14 protein-coding genes and 1 pseudogene are annotated in these 19,422 nt (G+C 59.5%); 7 read left to right on the forward strand and 8 right to left on the reverse strand.

The genetic code is table 11. The features are described from left to right. Positions 1 to 813, forward strand: a complete 813-nt coding sequence (gene sapF, locus HMPREF3138_RS22560; protein ID WP_038880384.1) for a putrescine export ABC transporter ATP-binding protein SapF — start codon at positions 1 to 3, stop codon at positions 811 to 813. Positions 814 to 843: 30 nt separating this feature from the next. Here sapF and HMPREF3138_RS22565 read toward each other — a convergent pair whose 3' ends face one another. Beyond that, positions 844 to 1,374, reverse strand: a complete 531-nt coding sequence (locus HMPREF3138_RS22565) for a Tautomerase enzyme (RefSeq protein WP_038880387.1) — start codon at positions 1,372 to 1,374, stop codon at positions 844 to 846. A gap of 105 nt (positions 1,375 to 1,479) precedes the next feature. On the opposite strand from HMPREF3138_RS22565, the gene HMPREF3138_RS22570 reads away from it, so the two are divergent. Together HMPREF3138_RS22570 and HMPREF3138_RS22580 are read left to right on the forward strand one after the other, a co-directional pair. Next, positions 1,480 to 2,472 (forward strand): GlxA family transcriptional regulator, encoded by a 993-nt coding sequence (locus HMPREF3138_RS22570; protein WP_038880389.1) that lies wholly within the window; start codon positions 1,480 to 1,482, stop codon positions 2,470 to 2,472. Between the two features lie 399 nt (positions 2,473 to 2,871). Beyond that, positions 2,872 to 4,056 (forward strand): CMD domain-containing protein, encoded by a 1,185-nt coding sequence (locus HMPREF3138_RS22580; RefSeq protein WP_038880391.1) that lies wholly within the window; start codon positions 2,872 to 2,874, stop codon positions 4,054 to 4,056. Positions 4,057 to 4,099: 43 nt separating this feature from the next. Here the strand turns inward: HMPREF3138_RS22580 and HMPREF3138_RS22585 are convergent, their stop codons facing one another. Both HMPREF3138_RS22585 and dacD read right to left on the reverse strand, forming a co-directional pair. Beyond that, positions 4,100 to 5,005 (reverse strand): LysR family transcriptional regulator, encoded by a 906-nt coding sequence (locus HMPREF3138_RS22585; RefSeq protein WP_025303008.1) that lies wholly within the window; start codon positions 5,003 to 5,005, stop codon positions 4,100 to 4,102. 64 nt (positions 5,006 to 5,069) lie between these two features. Further along, positions 5,070 to 6,239, reverse strand: a complete 1,170-nt coding sequence (gene dacD, locus HMPREF3138_RS22590; protein WP_038880393.1) for a serine-type D-Ala-D-Ala carboxypeptidase DacD — start codon at positions 6,237 to 6,239, stop codon at positions 5,070 to 5,072. 282 nt (positions 6,240 to 6,521) lie between these two features. Between dacD and HMPREF3138_RS22595 the strand changes: the two genes are divergently transcribed. Beyond that, a complete protein-coding gene (locus tag HMPREF3138_RS22595) occupies positions 6,522 to 8,828 on the forward strand; it encodes an FdhF/YdeP family oxidoreductase (protein ID WP_038880397.1) in 2,307 nt (768 codons plus the stop codon). A 15-nt stretch (positions 8,829 to 8,843) separates the two neighbouring features. On the opposite strand, the gene HMPREF3138_RS22600 is transcribed toward HMPREF3138_RS22595, so the two are convergent. After that, a complete protein-coding gene (locus tag HMPREF3138_RS22600; protein WP_038880407.1) occupies positions 8,844 to 9,698 on the reverse strand; it encodes a LysR family transcriptional regulator in 855 nt (284 codons plus the stop codon). A gap of 99 nt (positions 9,699 to 9,797) precedes the next feature. On the opposite strand from HMPREF3138_RS22600, the gene gloA reads away from it, so the two are divergent. Further along, positions 9,798 to 10,325, forward strand: coding sequence for a lactoylglutathione lyase (gloA, locus tag HMPREF3138_RS22605; RefSeq protein WP_038880410.1), 528 nt, complete (start codon positions 9,798 to 9,800; stop codon positions 10,323 to 10,325). Positions 10,326 to 10,512: 187 nt separating this feature from the next. Beyond that, positions 10,513 to 12,447 carry an exoribonuclease II gene (locus tag HMPREF3138_RS22610; RefSeq protein WP_038880413.1) on the forward strand — a complete coding sequence of 645 codons (1,935 nt, stop codon included), beginning with the start codon at positions 10,513 to 10,515 and terminating at the stop codon, positions 12,445 to 12,447. A gap of 65 nt (positions 12,448 to 12,512) precedes the next feature. Here the strand turns inward: HMPREF3138_RS22610 and HMPREF3138_RS22615 are convergent, their stop codons facing one another. Together HMPREF3138_RS22615 and HMPREF3138_RS22620 are read right to left on the reverse strand one after the other, a co-directional pair. Then, positions 12,513 to 13,823, reverse strand: a complete 1,311-nt coding sequence (locus tag HMPREF3138_RS22615) for an MFS transporter (RefSeq protein WP_038880415.1) — start codon at positions 13,821 to 13,823, stop codon at positions 12,513 to 12,515. 30 nt (positions 13,824 to 13,853) lie between these two features. Further along, entirely contained in the window at positions 13,854 to 15,011 is a 1,158-nt protein-coding gene (locus HMPREF3138_RS22620) for a M20 aminoacylase family protein (protein WP_038880419.1), read from the reverse strand. Between the two features lie 385 nt (positions 15,012 to 15,396). Here HMPREF3138_RS22620 and HMPREF3138_RS22625 point away from each other — a divergent pair, with 385 nt between their 5' ends. Then, a complete protein-coding gene (locus tag HMPREF3138_RS22625) occupies positions 15,397 to 17,463 on the forward strand; it encodes a carbon starvation CstA family protein (RefSeq protein ID WP_070559346.1) in 2,067 nt (688 codons plus the stop codon). Between the two features lie 57 nt (positions 17,464 to 17,520). On the opposite strand, the gene HMPREF3138_RS22630 is transcribed toward HMPREF3138_RS22625, so the two are convergent. Together HMPREF3138_RS22630 and HMPREF3138_RS22635 are read right to left on the reverse strand one after the other, a co-directional pair. Further along, positions 17,521 to 18,747 carry a glycosyltransferase family 9 protein gene (locus HMPREF3138_RS22630; RefSeq protein ID WP_080213356.1) on the reverse strand — a complete coding sequence of 409 codons (1,227 nt, stop codon included), beginning with the start codon at positions 18,745 to 18,747 and terminating at the stop codon, positions 17,521 to 17,523. Between the two features lie 300 nt (positions 18,748 to 19,047). Further along, a pseudogene (locus tag HMPREF3138_RS22635) lies at positions 19,048 to 19,422 on the reverse strand (hypothetical protein); the annotation flags it as partial.

Raw genomic sequence — 19,422 nt, forward strand, 5'->3', positions numbered from 1 at the left:
ATGGAAACGCTGTTGGAAGTGCGCAACCTGAGCAAAACCTACCGCTACCGCACCGGGCTGTTCCGCCGCCAGCACGTCGAGGCGGTGAAATCGGTCAGCTTTACCCTGCGCGAAGGCCAGACGCTGGCGGTGATCGGCGAGAACGGTTCCGGCAAATCCACGCTGGCGAAGATGCTCTCCGGCATGGTGGAACCGACCGCCGGCGAACTGCTGATCGACGATCACCCGCTGGAATTTGGCGATTATCGCTACCGTAGCCAGCGCATTCGCATGATTTTTCAGGATCCGAGCACCTCGCTCAACCCGCGCCAGCGCATCGGCCAACTGCTGGACGCGCCGCTGCGGCTGAACACCAGTCTGGAACCCGCCGAGCGCGAGCAGCGCATCAACCAGACGCTGCGCCAGGTCGGCATGCTGCCGGATCACGCCTACTATTATCCGCACATGCTGGCTTCCGGGCAGAAACAGCGCGTCGCGCTGGCGCGTGCGCTGATCCTGCAGCCGAAAGTGATCGTCGCCGATGAGGCGCTGGCTTCGCTGGACATGTCGATGCGCTCGCAAATCATCAACCTGATGCTGGAATTGCAGGAAAAACACGGTATTGCCTATATCTATGTCACCCAGCACCTCGGCATGATGAAGCATATCAGCGACCAGGTGTTGGTGATGCACGAAGGGGAAATCGTCGAACGCGGCAGCACCGCCGAGGTATTGGCAGCGCCGCTGCACGAATTGACCAAGCGGCTTATCGCCAGCCACTTCGGCGAGGCGCTGACCGCCGACGCCTGGCGACGCGACGGCGGCCGTTTTTGAAGGCCATCCCGGCAAGTACGGGGTGGCGGGTCATGACCCGCGAGTGCACCCTGTAGCGTCCAGCATCGCTGCTAACATCAGCAAGGCCTTGTCGCGACGTCGTTTGGCGAGCCGGTCGTTACCCACCTGCCGCTGGTGTTCACCGGCGATAAACGCCTGAATATCGGGCAGGTGGCGGATCACGCCGCGGCTACCCCACTCGCCGTCCGTGACTTCCGTCGGGAACACCCAAACACGCGCCGCTACCTCCTCGAAGACGCTACCTTCGGCCTGAGCAACGGCCTCGGTCACGGCTTTCACCAGCGTCTGTCTTGAAAGATTATCGTATTGTCCTTCCGGCACCGAAGGAACGATTCGGTAGTAAGGCACGCTAGAGCGGACGCCTCCGACGAAAATCGCCGCCGGGCGATGGAGAAAAATCACGGAAACGCTCTGGGCGATCGGGTTGGAGGGGTCGAAACCTTCCGCTCGTAACAGAATATCCGTCAGCGATTTGCACAACATCGCTTCCGCCTCCGGTTGCAACGCGCCTTCCGGAATATAGGCATCTATCATCGGCATCGTTCATCTCCTGTCAAATTCAGTTTATCGACAGGCGCATCATCAGCCTTAACAGCCGGCGCTGAAAGTGGCAGTATCGCCATTATCAGAGGATAAACGGACAAGATGATGATTCGGATTTGGGTCTACGATGGCGTGCTGGCCTCCGGCGTCGCCGGGGCGATAGACGTTTTTCACGCGGCCAATAGCGTCAAGCTCGAAGGCAGCGACGGCCCAAAGCTACATTGGCGCGTGGAGTCCCTCGACGGCCAACCGGTGCGCGCCGCATCCGGCCAAACGATCGCGGTGGACGGCAAAATCGCCGCTCGTGGGCACGGTGACATCATTCTGTTAACCGCGCCCTTTGTCGGCGATATGGAAGCGTTTATCGCCCAGCGCGAACGGATTCTGGCGATCTCCCGCGCCTTGCAAAGCCGACATGCCGATGGCGCGCTGTTGGCTGCCTATTGCACCGGCAGCTACCTGCTCGCCGAAGCCGGCTTACTCGACGGGCGGATCGCCACGACCCATTGGAACAAAGCAGCGGATTTCGCCCGCCGTTATCCCCGGGTAGAACTGCGGGCCAATGAAGTGTTAACGGAGCAAGACGGCATTCTGTGCGGCGGTGCGGTGACGTCTTGCCTGACGCTCGCCGTGCGGCTGGTCGAACATTGCTTAGGTACGGCGCGGGCGGTGAAAACCGCCAGGCTGCTTCTGATCGATACCCAGCGTATCGCCCAGAGCGCCTATGCTACGCTGGTAGCAGAAAACGAACACGCCGATCGTCTGGTGGCGCGGGCGCAACAGCGCATGCAGAACACGTTGCCACAACGCTTCAGCTTGCCGGACCTCGCCGCCCATCTCGCCGTCAGCGAAAGAACGTTAAACCGGCATTTCAAGCAGGCGACCGGTTTGTCTCCCCTTGGTTATCTGCAGACGCTGCGCGTGGAGGTCGCCAAACGCCTGCTGGAATCGGGCCACCTTTCGCTCGCCGCTATCGGGCAGCGCATCGGTTACCATGATCTCAGCACCTTCAGACAACTTTTCAAACGTAAAACCGGATTATCACCGCGCGCCTATCAGCAGCGTTTTGCCCTTTCGCCACCGGCATCTCGCTAAACGAAGTGCGGCCGACCTTACTCCCGGCTGCTCGCCGCGCTTAGCCAGAAAGCGCACATACAAATTACATTCTTGTTATATATCCTTATATTTTATTCCTTTCAGTTATTGATTAGTCCGTAACATTATTTTATCTCGCCAGGGCGATCGGTGAGGATATCCCCTACGTTGAGCCTCTCATACGACAGGATATCGCACTGATGAACAGCCTTCGCCATCGCCGCCTCACGCAGTTTCTGCTCACGCTGGCCGCCGGTTTCTCTGTTTACGGCCACGCGCTGTGCTGCGATGAGCTGCGCTAAATCCGCCTTCGCCCCGCCTGCGGGCATGTTGACTCTTTGTCCAGCCGCCGCTGCCGCACGCACCGGTGGCTGTTGCTCATGATTAAGGATTGACCCTATGGAACGACTCCGTCGACAACATAATGCCCAGTGGTATCACGAAACCCAAAGCAGCGTGCGGGGCGATGCGCCGCTGGAGCCGCAGGCGGCTACCCTGCGCGATCGTTTTCTGCTGGGGCTGGGCGCCTTCGCCGATGAAGCGTTAAACGCTGCGCTCGGCGCCCGCGCCGGGGTATTCAACGCCTCGCTGGCCGGTTACCACGCCCTGTTTCCCGACCAGGTGTCGCTATCACGATACGTGACACTGTCACCCTATGATCGCCTCAGTACCGCGCTGACCGTCGCTCAGGTGACCGGCGTGCAGTCGCTCTGTAGCCACTACGCCGCCCGCCTCGCCCCGCTGCACAGCCCGGACGCCTCCCGTGAAAGCAATATCCGCCTCGCCCAGATCACCCAATACGCCCGCCAGCTCGCCAGCCAGCCCACGCTGATTTGCCGCAGAGCGCTGCAGCAGCTTGGCGACGTCGGGCTAAGCCCGGCGGATATCGTCACCTTTTCGCAAATCATCGGTTTTGTCAGCTACCAAGCGCGCGTGGTGGCGGGCATAGCGGCGTTGGCCGGCCGACCGGCGGTAGTGGTGCCCGGCTTCCCGAATGTCGAAGACGCCGATGGCGTCACCTTCAGCACCGAAGAGTTAAGCTGGACTGCACGCCTGCCGCCAATCGACACGGAAGCCGCCGCCGCCGAACAGCTTGACGTGCTGGATCAAAGCCACCCGCAGGCGCGCGCCGAATCTTATTACCTGCTGCTGGCGCACGATGCCGCCGCACTGCGTGAGCGCAACGGCGTGTTTAACGGCATCAATGCCGAAGGGTACGGGTTGTCGAGCCGATTGAAAGCGCTGGCGACGCTGGCGGTCTCGCGCATCAACGGCAGCCGCTACTGCGCGGCTACGGTGGCACAAGAGCTACAGGATGACGGACTGGCGCAGGCGCTGTTCGCCGGGCTGCCTCAGGGATTGGCGTTTACCGAGGACACGGTCAAACGCGCGGTGATCCACACCGCCGCCGAGCTGACGCGCGCACCGGAGAAATTCACCCCGCAGAGCGTGCAGCCCTTGTTCAACAGCGGCCTGAATCAGGCACAGGCGCTGGAAGTGATCCTCACCACCGCGCTCTACGCCTGGGAAAATCGCCTGCGCCAAACGCTGGGCGATGCCGAATCTTTCATCGCCGCCGACTGAAGACCGCTACGCGGCCTGATTACCGGCCGCGATACGCCGCGTTTTAGACATTCTGCTGACGCAGCCACTCGCTGGCGGCGTCGAAGAATTTTTGCGCCAACGGCGTGGCGCGCTCTGCCATATCGACCACCACCGCCGCATGACGCGGCATGGCGCCGATGGCCACCGGACGGCGCTGCAACGCCGGCATCAGCGGCGATTGCAGCTGGCCGCGCGGAAACAGCCCGCAGCCCAGGCCGACGAAAATCCCCTCCAGCAGTTGGAAGATCGAGGCAGTCTCAAGCCGCGTGTGCAACGTCAACCCGGCGTCGCGGAAGTGTTGATCGAGATAGCGGCGGAAATAACGCGTCGGCTCGGCCAGGCACAGCGGCAAAGCGGCAACCGCCTCCAGCGGCAACGGCGTATCGCCCACCAGCTTCGGGAAGTGTTGTGGATGAAATACCAGCTCGACGCCGGTTTCCACCAGCGGTTGCGATTGGAAATGCAGCTCCTTTAAGGTCGACAGCTCGAAAAAGCCGATGCCGATGTCGACGGTATGCGCCGTCAGCGCCTCCAGCAGTTGATCGGCGCTCAGCACCGCCAGCCGGTAATCGAGATGCGGGTAACGCTCGCTGACCGCCTTGAGCATTTCCGATACCGAGATACTGCACTGCGGCACCACACCAAGGCGCAGCGTGCCGTGCAAGCCGTGCTTGAGCGACTCCACCTCCAGCTTCAGCCCCTGGTAAACCGAGACGATCTCACGGGCCCACGCCAGCACCCGCTCGCCTTCGGCGGTAAAACCGCCGAAATGGTTTCCGCGGTTAATCAGCGAAACGCCCAGCTCTTTTTCCAGATTTTTCAATCGCATGGATAGCGTCGGCTGGCTAACGAAGCTGGCCTCCGCCGCCCGGCCGAAGTGACGTTCTCGTTCTAAATTACACAAATAAATCAGTTGTTTAATATCCATAGCGCGGCTCAATGATCGGCATTCGCACCAGTATACCACCGGGCACCGTCATCCGCCCGGCGAGTCAGAGCTTCAGCTTCACGTAATCCACCAGGCGCGAGAACACGCCGCCCTGCGGCACCGCCTGCAGCGCCACCAGCGGCAAGGTTTTCACCACCTGGCCATTGTCGCTGATGCGGATCTCGCCAACGGTCTGCCCTTTGCCAATTGGCGCTTCCAGTCGTGCGGTATTGATCACGTACTGCGCCTTCAGCTTGTCCGCCTCGCTTCTCGGCAGGCTGAGCGACTGCTCTTGCGCGCTACCGACCGGTAACCGGTGATTCTCGCCGTACCAAACCGGCTCTTCCCCCAGGCTTTGGCCGGCGCTGAACAGGTGTACGGTGGCAAAGTCACGCAGCCCCCAAGTCAACAGCTTACGCGCCTGCTCCTCACGCCCTTTAGAGCTTTTGCCGCCCATCACCACGGCGATCAGGCGGCGATCCCCTTCGGTAGCGGAGGCAATGATGTTGAAGCCGGCCGAGGCGGTGTGCCCGGTTTTCAGCCCATCGACGTGCAGCGTCTTATCCCACAGTAGGCCGTTGCGGTTCTGCTGCGTGATGCCATTCCAGGTCAGCGACTTCTCGCTGTACATATGGTATTCCGCCGGTTCACTCATGATGATGGCGCGCGCAATCACCGCCAGATCGCCGGCGGTGGTGAACTGCCCCGGCGCATCCAGCCCGTGTACCGTTTCGAAATGGGTGTTCTGCAGGCCCAGCTGCGCGCTCTTCTCGTTCATCAGCTTGACGAAGTTGGCCTGGCTGCCCGCCACATAGTCCGCCATCGCCACGCAGGCGTCGTTGCCGGAATCGATGATGATACCTCGGCTGAGATCGCGTACCGTGACCCTGTCACCTGGCTTCAGGAACATCAACGAAGATCCTTTGAACACTGGGTTGCCCTGCGCCCAGGCGTCTTTCCCCACGGTGACGACATCGTCGAGGCCAATCTTGTGCTGGTCGAGCGCGTGGTCGATCACCAACCCGGTCATGAGTTTAGTCAGGCTGGCCGGGTTGCGCCGTTCGTCGGCATTGCCGGCGGCCAACACCTGGCCGGTGGTGTAATCCATCAAAACGTAAGAGGCGGCGTCTATCGCCGGCGGGGTCATGGTAGGAAAATTAGGCGTCGTTTCCGCCGCCTGCGCCGCTAAAGGCAGCAATATGCCACCGATTACCACTGATACTGAACGCTTCACGCTGTGTTCCTCAGGCCCGCAGGCTGAATAAAATGCCAATATAATCCGCGAGATAGACTGCATGAATTCACTTTCATACGAAACCATTACTCTTTTGCAGCGGGTGTCTTTATGCAACCATTTGTTTACGGCACCGCCCGCCGGCGATAGATGCGCTCTATGCCGCCATTGTCCCATTCGATTAGACGCCACCCCGCAGCGCCCCTAAACTTGTGACATAAATACGCAAGACGCATAAAAAAGCGTTTACTTTTTAGCTACAACCACCTGCGAAGTGTCACCATGAAATTCAAACCGTCAATCAAGCCTTATACCGGCCCGGCGGGCGGCTGGGGTTCACTTGAAGCCACCACCCGCTTTGTCCTCGACAGTAAACAAACGCTAAAAAACATGCGCAACCTGATGCGCGTCAACAAGGCTCGCGGCTTCGACTGCCCCGGTTGCGCCTGGGGCGACGACAATCACAGCACCTTCAGCTTCTGCGAAAACGGCGCCAAAGCGGTCAGTTGGGAAGCGACGCGCAGCGCCGTGGAGCCTGAGTTTTTCGCCGCCCACAGCGTCAGCACGCTGCAGCAGCAGAGCGACTATTTCCTCGAGTATCAGGGTCGCCTCACCCATCCGATGCGCTACAACGCCGAAACCGACCACTATGAACCTATCCATTGGCCGGACGCGCTGGCGCTGATCGCCAAACACATCAACGACATGGACAACCCGAACCAGATCGAGCTGTATACCTCGGGCCGTGCCAGCAACGAAGCGTCGTACCTTTATCAGCTGTTCGGCCGCATGCTCGGCACCAGCAACTTCCCCGACTGCTCCAATATGTGCCACGAGGCGAGCGGCGTTGGGCTGAAGCAGAGCATCGGCGTCGGCAAAGGCACCATCCGCATCGATGACTTCGAAAAGGCCGACGCCATCTTCGTGTTTGGCCAAAACCCAGGCACCAACCACCCGCGCATGCTGCACAGCCTGAAGAACGCCGCCCGACGCGGCGCGCGTATCGTCAGCTTCAACACCCTGCGCGAGCGCGGGCTGGAAAGGTTCGCCGATCCGCAGGATCCGGTACAGATGCTGACGCCAAAATCCTCGCCGATCAGCTCTTCCTATTACCAGCCGAATCTGGGCGGCGATATGGCGGCGGTGCGCGGCATGGTGAAAGCCCTGCTGGAAACCCACCGTCAGCGCCTGGCCGCCGGCGAGCCCGCCCTGTTCGACCTGGCGTTTATCGAGCGGCACAGCGTCGGCGTAGAGGCTTACCTGGCGCAGGTAGACGCCACCGAGTGGCAGACCATTACCGCGCAGTCGGGCCTGAGCGAAGCGCAGCTGCGCCAGGCGGCGGCCACCTATCAGGGCGCCGAACGGGTGATCTGCACCTGGGCGATGGGCGTGACTCAGCATAAACACTCTATTGCGACGGTACGTGAAATCACCAACCTGCAGCTGCTGTTCGGGCAGTTGGGCAAACCGGGCGCCGGCCTGTGCCCGGTACGCGGCCACAGCAACGTCCAGGGTAACCGCACCATGGGGATCGACGAGAAGTCGCCGAAGGCGCTGCTCGACAGCCTGGAGCGCCACTTTAACTTCACCGCCAATCGCGCGCTGGGCCACAACACGGTGGAAGCGATCGAAGCGATGCTGCGCGGCGAAGTGAAAGTGCTGATCGCGCTGGGCGGCAACCTGGCCGCCGCGGCGCCGGACACCGAACGCACCGCCCGCGCCCTGCGTAACTGCGATTTGACGGTGCATATCAGCACCAAGCTTAACCGCAGCCACCTGGTGACCGGCAAAGATGCGCTGATCCTGCCAACGCTCGGCCGCACCGAGCTGGACATGCAGGCCAGCGGCTCGCAGTACATTACGGTCGAGGATTCGTTCAGCATGGTCCACGCCTCGGAAGGCATCGGCAAGCCGCTGGCGGAGACCCAACGTTCGGAGACGGCGATCGTCTGCGGCATCGCCGACGCGGTGCTGGGCACCCAGCAGCTGGACTGGCTGGAATTGGCCGACGACTATTCGCTGATCCGCGATCACATCGCCGCCACCATTCCCGGCTTCGAAGATTTCAACCGGCGCTGCGACCAGCCCGGCGGTTTCTACCTCGGCAATGCCGCCGCCGAACTGCGCTTCGCCACGCCGAGCGGCAAGGCTGAGTTCAGCGCCGCCGCGCTGCCGACCACCCTGTTCCCACAGCTGGGCAGCGAAAAAGCGCCGTTCACCCTGCAAACGCTGCGCTCGCACGATCAGTACAACACCACCATCTATGGTCTGGATGACCGCTACCGCGGCGTTTACGGTCAGCGTGAAGTGTTGTTCATCCATCCGGAGGATCTGGCGGCGCTGGGCCTGCAGGATGGCGAACGGGTAGAGATAGAAACCCTGTGGAACGACGGCGTGGTGCGTAAAGTGGACGGGTTCAAGCTGGTGAGTTACGACATTCCGCGTGGCAACCTGGCGGCCTACTACCCGGAAACCAACCCGCTGGTGCCGCTGGCCAGCTTCGGCGACGGTACCGGTACCCCGACCTCGAAGTCGATCCCGGTGGCGATCCGCCGCAGCGAACGGCAACCTTCGCTGCGCATCGCCTGAAAACGCGCGCCCGGTTCACGCCGGGTGCGCCAATATCCCCAGGATGGTCTGCAACTCGTCCGACAGCTGATGCCGTCGCCAGACGAAGTACAGGTCGCTCAGCCCCTCTTCGCCCATTTCCACCACCTTCAGCCCCGGTGCCGGCATGATCAGCGGCAGCAACGAACCGGGGACGCAGGCGACACCACAACCGGCCTGTACGCAGGCCGCCATCGCGGCATAAGATTCCATTTCCAGCGTCATGCGCGGTTTCAGCCCGCGCGAGGCCAGCCAGTGATCCACCTTCAGGCGAAACGAACATTCGCGGCTGAACGTGTAAAACTCCAGCGGCGCCAGCGTGGCGGCGTCGGGTTCCCCGGCATCGGCCGGCATCAGCAATACCAGCCGTTCATCGAATGCCTTTTGGCTGGCCAGCAGCGGATGTTCAATCGGGCCGTCGGTGATCGCCAGGTCGAGATCGCTGTCGATCAGCATGCGTTCCAGCACCAGCGAGTCGCGGCTCAGCACGTTGATGTGCAGATGAGGCTGTAAACGGCGCAGCCGGGCAATGCGCGCCGGTAAATGGCTGACCAGCGAGAAATCCAGCGCCCCGAGGTTCAGCAGCCCATGCTGATGCTCGCCGGCGAACAGCTGCTTGCTGCGCTCCGCCTGCGCCACAATGTCGCGCGCCTGCTGATAGAACAGTCGCCCTTTGGGATTGACGTACAGCCGGTTCTTGTCGCGGAAAAACAGCTCGCCGCCCAGCGACTCCTCCAGTTCGCGCAGCCGCAGCGTGACGTTGGAAGGCACGCAGTGCAGCTCGCGCGCGGCGGCGGCGATGGTTTTGCACTCCACCACGGTACAGAAAAACTTCAGCTGGCTCAGCTTCATCTATCATTCACTTTTAGTTAGTGTTTTAGTTAAAAACAATCACTTTAGATTAGCATCGATTTCACCTACAGTCTGCCGACACCCTGAGGAGGATCTCTGATGCCACTGAATGATCTACTGACGCTGCCCGGCGTGGCGGCCCAACCGGAGGCGGTAACCGACGGTTACGTGTTCAACCACACCATGATCCGCGTGAAGGATCTGACCAAAGCGCTGGATTTCTACACCCGCGTGCTGGGCTTTACCCCGGTCTATCGGGAAAGGTTCGAAGAAGCCGCTTTTACCATCTGCTACCTGACGCGCAGCCCGCGTGAACAGATCCCGCAGGACGACGACGAGCGCAAACGCTGGGCGCTGAGCCAGCCGGGCATTCTCGAACTGACCCATAACCACGGCACCGAAAATCAGGCGGATTTCCACTACCACAACGGCAACGGTGAACCGCGCGGCTTTGGCCACCTGTGCGTCACGGTGCCGGACGTGCGCGCCGCCTGCGAGCGGTTTGAGCGCCTCGGCGTCACCTTCCAAAAGCGCCTGCATGAAGGCCGCATGAACTACGTGGCGTTCATTCGCGATCCGGACGATTACTGGATTGAAATTCTGCAGCCGATGCCGCTGCGGGACTGATCGCCACCCGCCCTTCACCTCGGCCTTCGCGCCGGGGTTTTCCCTCGATAGCACTCCGATTGACCATTCTTGCGCAAAATCGCGTGGCAACGCGGGGTTCCGTGACGTTAGGCTTGCTCGCAGCGGGTGATTCGCGTAAAACTGTCAGCCGCAAATCTTGCCACTCACAACCCATTCACTGGACGATATGTTTCAAGATAACCCGCTGCTGGCGCAGCTTAAACAGCAACTTCACTCTCAGACCCCGCGCGTTGAAGGCGTAGTGAAAGGGACTGAGAAAGGCTTTGGCTTTCTTGAAGTAGACGGTCAAAAAAGTTACTTCATTCCGCCGCCGTACATGAAGAAAGTCATGCACGGGGATCGCATTATCGCCACCCTGCACACCGAGAAAGAGCGCGAAATCGCCGAACCGGAAACCCTGATCGAGCCGTTCCTGTCGCGCTTTGTCGGCCGCGTGCAAAAACGCGACGATCGCTTGTCCATCGTGCCCGATCATCCGTTGCTGAAAGATGCGATTCCGTGCCGCCCGGTGCGTGAATTGACCCACAACTTCCAGGCCGGTGACTGGGCGGTGGCGGAAATGCGCCGTCACCCGCTGAAAGGCGATCGCGGCTTTAACGCCGATCTGACCCATTTTATCACCGAAGGTGAAGACCATTTCGCCCCGTGGTGGGTGACGCTGGCGCGTCACAACCTGGAGAAAGAGGCGCCGGAGATGCAGGCCCTCAGCGAGCCGGCCGCTGCGCTGATGCGTGAAGACCTGACCGCACTCGAATTCGTCACCATCGACAGCGCCAGCACCGAAGACATGGACGATGCGCTGTATGTGACTGACAACGGTGACGGTTCGCTGCAGCTGACCATCGCCATCGCCGATCCGACCGCCTACGTTGAGCAAGGTAGCAAGCTGGACGATATCGCCCACGTGCGCGCCTTCACCAACTACCTGCCGGGCTTCAACATCCCGATGCTGCCGCGCGATCTGTCGGACAACCTGTGCTCGCTGCGCCCTAACGAGCGCCGCCAGGTGCTGGCTTGCCGCGTAACCATCGCCGCCGACGGCGCGCTGGGCGAGGATATTCAGTTCTTCGCCGCCGAGATCGAATCCAAAGCCAAGCTGGTATACGACGAAGTCTCCGACTGGCTGGAAGGCATTGCCGGCTGGCAGCCGCCGAGCGATGCCATCGCGCAACAAATCACCCTGCTGAAGCGCGTTTGCGACGCGCGCAACGCCTGGCGCCACCGGCATGCGCTGGTGTTCAAAGACCGCCCGGACTACCGCTTCGTGCTGGGTGAAAAAGGCGACGTACTCGAGATCGTTACCGAGCAGCGCCGCAGCGCCAACCGCATCGTTGAAGAGTGCATGATCGCCGCCAACGTCTGCGCCGCCGTCGTGCTGCGCGATCGCCTGGGCTTCGGCGTGTACAACGTGCACACCGGTTTCGATCCTGCTCTCGTCGAGCAAGCGGTCACCGTATTGCAGGCCAACGGTGTGGAAGCCGAAGCCGAGAAGCTGCTGACCCTCGACGGTTTCTGCGAACTGCGCCGCCACCTGGATGCGCAGCCGACCCAGTTCCTCGACAGCCGCATCCGCCGCTTCCAGACCTTCGCCGAGATCAGCACCACGCCGGGGCCACACTTCGGTCTGGGTCTGGAGGCTTACGCCACCTGGACATCGCCGATCCGTAAATACGGCGATATGGTCAACCATCGCTTGCTGAAGGCGATCATCAACCAGCAGCCGGCAGAAAAGCCGCAGGATGACGTCACGGTGCAGCTGGCGGAACGCCGCCGCCTGAACCGCATGGCGGAGCGCGACGTCGGCGACTGGCTGTACGCCCGCTTCCTGCAGGACAAGGCCGGTACCGATACCCGCTTCAACGCCGAGATCATCGACGTGACCCGCGGCGGCCTGCGCGTGCGCCTGCTGGACAACGGCGCCGTTGCCTTCATCCCGGCACCGTTTATTCACGCGGTGCGCGACGAGATGCAGTGCAGCCAGGAAACCGGCACCGTGCAGATCAAGGGTGAAGTGGTTTACCGCCAGAGCGACACCTTGCAGGTCACCATCGCCGAAGTGCGCATGGAAACCCGCAGCGTGATCGCCCGTCCGGCGGCCTGAACGCCCGTCTGAAACGGCCGCAACGCAAAGCGCCGACGGTGAAAACCGCCGGCGTTTTTTTTCGGCTAGCGCAGCGGCTCGCCGCCGGTTTCACGCAGCAGCGGCAGCACCGCCAGCGAAGCCAGCGTCGCCAGCATCAGATAGACGGCGGGCGCCAGCAGCGAACCGCTCAGCGCGATCGACTGCGAAGCGATGTACTGAGCGAAGCCGCCGAAAATCGCCACCCCGAGGCTGTAGACCAAGGCAAACCCCAGCGCCCGAATGCGCTGCGGGAACAGCTCCGAAATCATCAGCATGGTCGGCACCGAACCGAGCGTGGTCAACCCGACCAGCACCGCGACAATCAGCAGCAGCACCGCCGGATGCGGTACCGCGCTCAGCCACCAAAATGCCGGCAGGGCCACGATCAGAATCGCGATCCGCGACCCGCGGATCAGCGGCAGACGGCCGTAACGATCGCACCAGTGCCCGACCAGCAGACTGCCGCCGAAGGTGACGAGCCCCGCCAGCAGCATCGCGGCATAGCCGTAAGCCTGCGCCATCCCCAGGTATTTCACCGCGTAGGTGCCGAGATAATACATCGAGATGTAAGTGGCGACGGTGGCGCCGATGGTCAACATCACGCCGAGCACCACCGCCCGCGAGTGCTTGCGCAACTGCGCAGGCGGCTCGTGAGCCCGCGCCGCAGACGGCCGATCGCTCTCCAACCCGAGGCGCAGCCAGCAACCGAGCGGCGCCAGCGCCACGCCGATAAAGAAAGGAATGCGCCATCCCCACTCGGCCATGGCGTTCGGCTCACCGGAAAGCACCGGCAAGGCCGCGCTGAGCGCCAGCGCAGTGACGCCGCCAACCACGGTGGCGATGCCCTGCGTCGCCAGCGACCAGCTGGAATAGAAGCCGCGCCGGTTGGGCGGCGCCGACTCCACCAGCAACGACATCGATGCCCCCACCTCGCCGCCCGCCGCCACGCCCTGGATCAGGCGCGCCACCACCAGCGTGACGGTCCCCCAGTAGCCGGCGCTGGCGTAGGTCGGCGCAAAGCCGATCATCGCCGTGCCCAGGCTCATCAAGGAAATCGTCAGGATCATCGCCGGCTTGCGGCCATGGCGATCGGCATAGGCGCCAATCAGAATGCCGCCCAGCGGCCGCATGAAGAAGCTGACGCCGAACGTGGCAAACGCCAACAGCAACGCCAGATGCGGATCGCTGGACGGCGGAAAGAACAATACGCTGATGTAAATAACGAAGAAGTTATAAATACCGAAATCGAAAAACTCCAGCGCATTGCCGAAGGAGGCGGCGAATATGACCTTTTTGCCGCCGGCCTTCGGGGTCGATATTATTGCCGCCTGGGTTTCAGCCGTATTTTCACTCATCATTACCTTCCCTGTTATTATTTTTGGTGTTTATTTTAAATACGCTTCCGCCAAGGCTCCCCAATACTGGCTACCGGCCGCCAGGCAGCCGTCATTGAAGTCATATCCCGGGTTATGCACCATGCAGCTGCCATCGCCGTTGCCAACGATCAGGTAGCAGCCCTGCGGATGCGCATCGAGCATGAAGGCGAAATCTTCACTGCCCATCAGCGGCCGGGCGCCGTAGTGCGCGCGGTCATCGCCGAACTGCTGTTCCGCCACGCGGTGGGCGAAACGGGTCATCGCTTCGTCGTTGACCAGCACCGGCGTGCCGTTAACGTGTTCCACCACCGCGTGAGCGCCGAAGCTTGCCGCCTGCGTCTCGATCAGCGCCGGAATGCGTGCCAGCAAGGTGGCGCGCGCCTGGCGATCCAGCGAGCGCACGCTGAGCTTCATCTCCGCGCTGTCCGGGATCACGTTGGCCGCCTCACCGGCCTTGATGCTACCGACGGTGATCACCGCCGCCTCCAGCGGATCGATATTGCGCGAAACGATGCTCTGCAGCGCGACGGTGATATGCGAAGCCACCAGCACCGGATCGACCGTCAGCTGCGGAATGGCACCGTGGCCGCCGCGCCCCTGCACCCGCACGTTGAACTGATCCATCGAGGCCATAAACGGGCCGTGCTGGAAGAAGAATTCGCCGAGCGGCATCCCCGGCATGTTGTGCATGGCGAAGATGGCGTCGCAGGGGAAACGCTCGAACAGCCCCTGTTCCACCATGCGCGCGCCGCCGTTCAGCATCTCTTCCGCCGGCTGGAAAATCAGATGCAGCGTGCCGTTGAAGTTGCGCGTTTGCGCCAGGTAACGAGCGGCACCGAGCAGCATGGTGGTGTGACCGTCATGGCCACAGGCGTGCATGCGGTTGGCCACGCTGCTGCTCCAGGGCTTGCCGTTGTTCTCCTCGATCGGCAAGGCGTCCATATCGGCGCGCAGCCCGAGGCGTTTAACGCCATCGCCCACCCGCAGCGTGCCCACCACGCCGGTGCCCGCCAATCCGCGGTGCACCTCATAGCCCCACGCATTCAGATAATCCGCCACCAGATCGCTGGTGCGAAACTCTTCGAAACCCAGTTCAGGGTGTTGATGAATATCGTGCCGAATGGCCGTGAGCTGCGGTAAATACCCTTCGATGATTTCATTTATCATAATTAAATTCCTTTCGTGACTTTATTATTTATTTTATGAATGATTAAACCTGCGGGTTGAAATAAAGGTATAACACGGCACGGATGATTTTATTTCGGCACGCCTCGACAGATAAAATAATAATTCGCCAGACGCCGTACCCTGATAAAAAACGACGATGATTCGCTGTACGCGCCGTGAAAATGCAGAATGAATAACTGCCGGGGATTGCGTGGGCGGCAGCCTGCGCCAACGCGGTTTCATCACGTTGTTTTTACACTAAAACCCCACCTGCTTCACATTTCTCATCCGACCTGCCGCAGTTCGGCGGCAAAACTTCTACTGTTAAAACGTCATTCCTAATAACAACGTCGATTTTTACCTCTGTACGCCAAGGAGTTGTTTCATGAAAAACATCAGGTCAGGACTTATCTGGCTGCTGGTGGCGTTGGTCGGCGCCTTCGCCTTCGCCATGCTGGCGCTCAGCCGCAGCGAACATGTCAACGCCGTTTGGCTGGTGGTCGCCGCCGTCGCCTGCTACAGCATCGCCTATCGCTTCTACAGCAGGTTCATTGCCGACAAGGTCTTTGAACTGGACGACCGCCGTCTGACCCCGGCAGAACGTCACAACGACGGCCTGGACTATGTGCCCACCAACAAATGGGTGCTGTTCGGCCACCACTTTGCCGCCATCGCCGGCGCCGGGCCGCTGGTGGGGCCGATTCTGGCCGCGCAGATGGGCTTCCTGCCGGGAACCATCTGGATCCTGGTCGGCGTTATGCTGGCCGGCGCGGTGCAGGATTTCCTGGTGCTGTTCATCTCCACACGCCGCGACGGACGTTCGCTGGGGGAAATGGCCAAGCAAGAGCTGGGTGCATTCGCCGGGGTGATCACCATGCTCGGCGCGCTGGGGGTGATGATCATCATCCTGTCGGCGCTGGCGCTGGTGGTGGTAAAAGCCTTGGCCGACAGCCCGTGGGGGCTGTTCACCATCGCCGCCACCATCCCGATCGCCCTGTTCATGGGCATCTACATGCGCTTTATCCGCCCGGGCAAGATCGCTGAAATTTCGGTGATTGGCTTCGTGCTGATGCTGCTGGCGATCATTTACGGTGGCAACGTGGCGCAAGATCCTTACTGGGGGCCGTTCTTCACGCTGCACGGCACCACCCTGACCTGGGTGCTGGTGATCTACGGCTTCGTCGCTTCGGTGCTGCCGGTATGGCTGCTGCTGGCGCCGCGCGACTACCTTTCCACCTTTATGAAAATCGGCGTCATCATCGGCCTGGCCATCGGCATCGTCTTCGCCATGCCGGAGATGAAAATGCCGGCGGTCTCGCGCTTCATCGACGGCAGCGGCCCGGTGTTCGCCGGCGCCCTGTTCCCGTTCCTGGTCATCACCATCGCCTGCGGCGCCATTTCCGGCTTCCACGCGCTGGTCTCCAGCGGCACCACGCCCAAGCTGGTGGAACGTGAAAGCCACATCCGCTTTATCGGTTACGGCGCCATGCTGATGGAGTCTTTCGTCGCCATCATGGCGTTGATCTGCGCCTCGGTGCTGGATCCGGGCGTTTACTTCGCCATGAACTCGCCGGCGGCGCTAATCGGCACCACGGTGGAAAATGCTTCGCAGGTCATTAACAGCTGGGGCTTTATCGTCACGCCGGAAACGCTGGCGCTGATCGCCAAAGAGGTAGGTGAGAACTCCATCCTGTCGCGCGCTGGCGGTGCCCCAACCTTCGCCGTGGGCATGGCGCACATCATCAGCGAGGTGTTCAACAGCCGGGCGATGATGGCCTTCTGGTATCACTTCGCCATTCTGTTCGAAGCGCTGTTCATTCTGACCGCCGTCGACGCCGGCACCCGCGCCTGCCGCTTTATGGTGCAGGATCTGGTGGGCGTGGCGGTGCCGCAGCTGGCCAACAACCGTTCCTGGTTCGGCAATCTGGCGGGCACCACGGTGGCGGTGGCCGGCTGGGGCTTCTTCGTGTATCAAGGCGTGGTCGATCCGCTCGGCGGCATCAATACCCTGTGGCCGCTGTTCGGCATCGGCAACCAGATGCTGGCGTCAATGGCGCTGATCCTCGGCACCGTGGTGCTGTTCAAGATGAAAAAACAGCGTTACGCCTGGGTGACTATTCTGCCGACCGCCTGGCTGTTCGTGACCTCCATGACCGCCGGCTGGCAGAAGATCTTCCATGAGAAACCGAGCATCGGCTTCCTGGCGCAGGCGAAGAAATTCTCCACCGGCATTGAGCAAGGCACGATCATTGCGCCGGCCAAGTCGCTGAAAGACATGGAAACCATCGTATTCAGCAACCAGATCAACGCCGCGCTGTGCGGGTTCTTCATGCTGGTGGCGGTGACCATGCTGATCGCCGCCTTCTTCGCGATCCGCCGGGCGCTGCGCGCCGAACAGCCGACGGCGCACGAGGTGAGCGCCGCGCTGCGAGAGGAGACCGGCCGCAGCTGAGTCCGAGTTCAAGATAAACGGCCGGCCTCTGAGCAGAAACGCTGAGAGGCTGGGCCGTTATCCAACGGGCAATATTGCGTTATCGGCGGCATCCGCTTCATCGTTCAACGAACTGCCACGGTATTTTATCTCTCGTCCACCGAACAGGTCTTTTCGACCGATCTCATGCAATATAAGCTCCGGAACATTATCCACATCCGCTATTTTTCTGCTGTTAACAATAATCTGCCTCGCATTTTCATACCCGGGCCCCCACAAATCATTATTATCCGTTACGTTTTTGTAAACACAAATCAACGTTTTATTCCATGCGGCAGAAATATGTACGATCGACGTATCTGGGGATATAACTACATCAACCTCTCTAATCAATGCCATGACATGATGCAGTGAATTAAATGGATTTATAACAACACTATCCGAAAGGGATATATCCAGTTCTTTTCGATGATCAAGAATAATTACTTTTATATTGAACGATGCTTTATTAAGCATCTCAACAAGTCGGGAGAGTTGTTCTTTAGATAGGTTTCTCTCTGGACTCCCAGTGAAAGCATTAATTATAACCGTAACTTTATCATTCCAACCACTTAAATACCCCCTTACTTCAAAAGCTATATCATCTGGGATATGCAGGTCATAGGCACGACTATTTTTAAGATTAATCCCTACGGCATGGGCAACCAAAGCAATGGCTTTAGTCACGTGCTCCTTACCATTTTCAAATGAAATAGATTTGCTGTAATGGTTAATGCAATTCCATTTATTAAGACCAAGAACAAACCTTGCGTTTATATCGCTAAAAAGCATCATCCTATGTACCGGAGTATCAAACAAGCAAAGATCGACCACAAGGTCATAGTTATTCCCCCTCAACTTTTCAACCGTTGATTTCGCAACGGTATGAGTGAATCTTTTCAAGAAAACTTCATTATTACAATCCTCTGCCTCGTAGATATTCCTGACATAGGGGTTATGTTCCATCACCACGCTACTTGATTTTGTGAGCAATAAATCCACTGTATAACCCGACTCACAAAGACATTTCACTAGCGGCGTCGTAACCACAACATCTCCTACGGTCCCTTCATTGCGAAGGAGCAATACGGTTTTGACCGATTTGATATCAAACACACTTTTTCTACGCTTATCCCAGATAAGCTTTGCAATATAAATCTTAATGTTCAGCTTTACTTTCTTGAAATAATAATTGCGCCTCCTGTTCCATTCTCTTATTTTTCTGAATCGCCCTGTTGAGATGGAAACATCCAAATCCTTATGCATAACACACTCCATTAATTTTAATAAACAAAAGCCAATATCAAGAAGAAACCGTATGAAATTTACGTAGTAATTAATCTTTTTCGGTTGCCACAACAAGAAAATTTCCATGCGGAATTATTACCCACTACTTATCCACCCACTGCGAGAAATAATAATTCACCCATAAAATGATTACTCCAAAACACATTCACCATTTTTATCGTATCCAGGCGAGAATAATATCCAATCACCTTGCCGAGGATTTAACCGTGACATGTTATCGCGTGGGTGAGTTACTTTACCACCAACATCGATGGCTGCCTAGACAGGTATTTCAGAGAAAGGATGCTTAATCTTAATTACAATTACGTTTATTTCCATACGTTCATCCAAGACATAACCCAGGTAGAAATAGATCTGAATTTTCCGACCAACCTGCTGTTTCTCGCTTTCACTCAGCTGCTGCGCCGTCTTGCCCGGGAACAGCTGGCCGGCAATGTAGCGCGCCGCCAATTCACCGCCACCCGCGCCCAGCCCCCCGGCAGCAGCCGACTGGTTGTTCAACTGCGCTGTCACTGCGTCCAGCACTGCATGCGCCATGGCGTTGGCCGCGACGTTGACCTCTTTCGTCTGCGGGTCGGTAGTCATCTCCTTGATTTTTGTTGCCAGGTACGGCGAAGCACCGCTCGCCAGCGC

Origin of the sequence: Serratia sp. HMSC15F11 (assembly GCF_001808215.1) — a bacterium.
GTDB classification, from domain to species: domain Bacteria; phylum Pseudomonadota; class Gammaproteobacteria; order Enterobacterales; family Enterobacteriaceae; genus Serratia; species Serratia nevei.

What these genes read in the sequence shown, in the direction of transcription:
- sapF (WP_038880384.1), top strand. Translation starts at nt 1, where the DNA reads ATGGAAACGCTGTTGGAAGTGCGCAACCTGAGCAAAACCTACCGCTAC.
- HMPREF3138_RS22565 (WP_038880387.1), bottom strand. Translation starts at nt 1,374, where the DNA reads ATGCCGATGATAGATGCCTATATTCCGGAAGGCGCGTTGCAACCGGAG.
- HMPREF3138_RS22570 (WP_038880389.1), top strand. Translation starts at nt 1,480, where the DNA reads ATGATGATTCGGATTTGGGTCTACGATGGCGTGCTGGCCTCCGGCGTC.
- HMPREF3138_RS22580 (WP_038880391.1), top strand. Translation starts at nt 2,872, where the DNA reads ATGGAACGACTCCGTCGACAACATAATGCCCAGTGGTATCACGAAACC.
- HMPREF3138_RS22585 (WP_025303008.1), bottom strand. Translation starts at nt 5,005, where the DNA reads ATGGATATTAAACAACTGATTTATTTGTGTAATTTAGAACGAGAACGT.
- HMPREF3138_RS22595 (WP_038880397.1), top strand. Translation starts at nt 6,522, where the DNA reads ATGAAATTCAAACCGTCAATCAAGCCTTATACCGGCCCGGCGGGCGGC.
- HMPREF3138_RS22600 (WP_038880407.1), bottom strand. Translation starts at nt 9,698, where the DNA reads ATGAAGCTGAGCCAGCTGAAGTTTTTCTGTACCGTGGTGGAGTGCAAA.
- gloA (WP_038880410.1), top strand. Translation starts at nt 9,798, where the DNA reads ATGCCACTGAATGATCTACTGACGCTGCCCGGCGTGGCGGCCCAACCG.
- HMPREF3138_RS22610 (WP_038880413.1), top strand. Translation starts at nt 10,513, where the DNA reads ATGTTTCAAGATAACCCGCTGCTGGCGCAGCTTAAACAGCAACTTCAC.
- HMPREF3138_RS22615 (WP_038880415.1), bottom strand. Translation starts at nt 13,823, where the DNA reads ATGAGTGAAAATACGGCTGAAACCCAGGCGGCAATAATATCGACCCCG.
- HMPREF3138_RS22620 (WP_038880419.1), bottom strand. Translation starts at nt 15,011, where the DNA reads ATGATAAATGAAATCATCGAAGGGTATTTACCGCAGCTCACGGCCATT.
- HMPREF3138_RS22625 (WP_070559346.1), top strand. Translation starts at nt 15,397, where the DNA reads ATGAAAAACATCAGGTCAGGACTTATCTGGCTGCTGGTGGCGTTGGTC.
- HMPREF3138_RS22630 (WP_080213356.1), bottom strand. Translation starts at nt 18,747, where the DNA reads ATGCATAAGGATTTGGATGTTTCCATCTCAACAGGGCGATTCAGAAAA.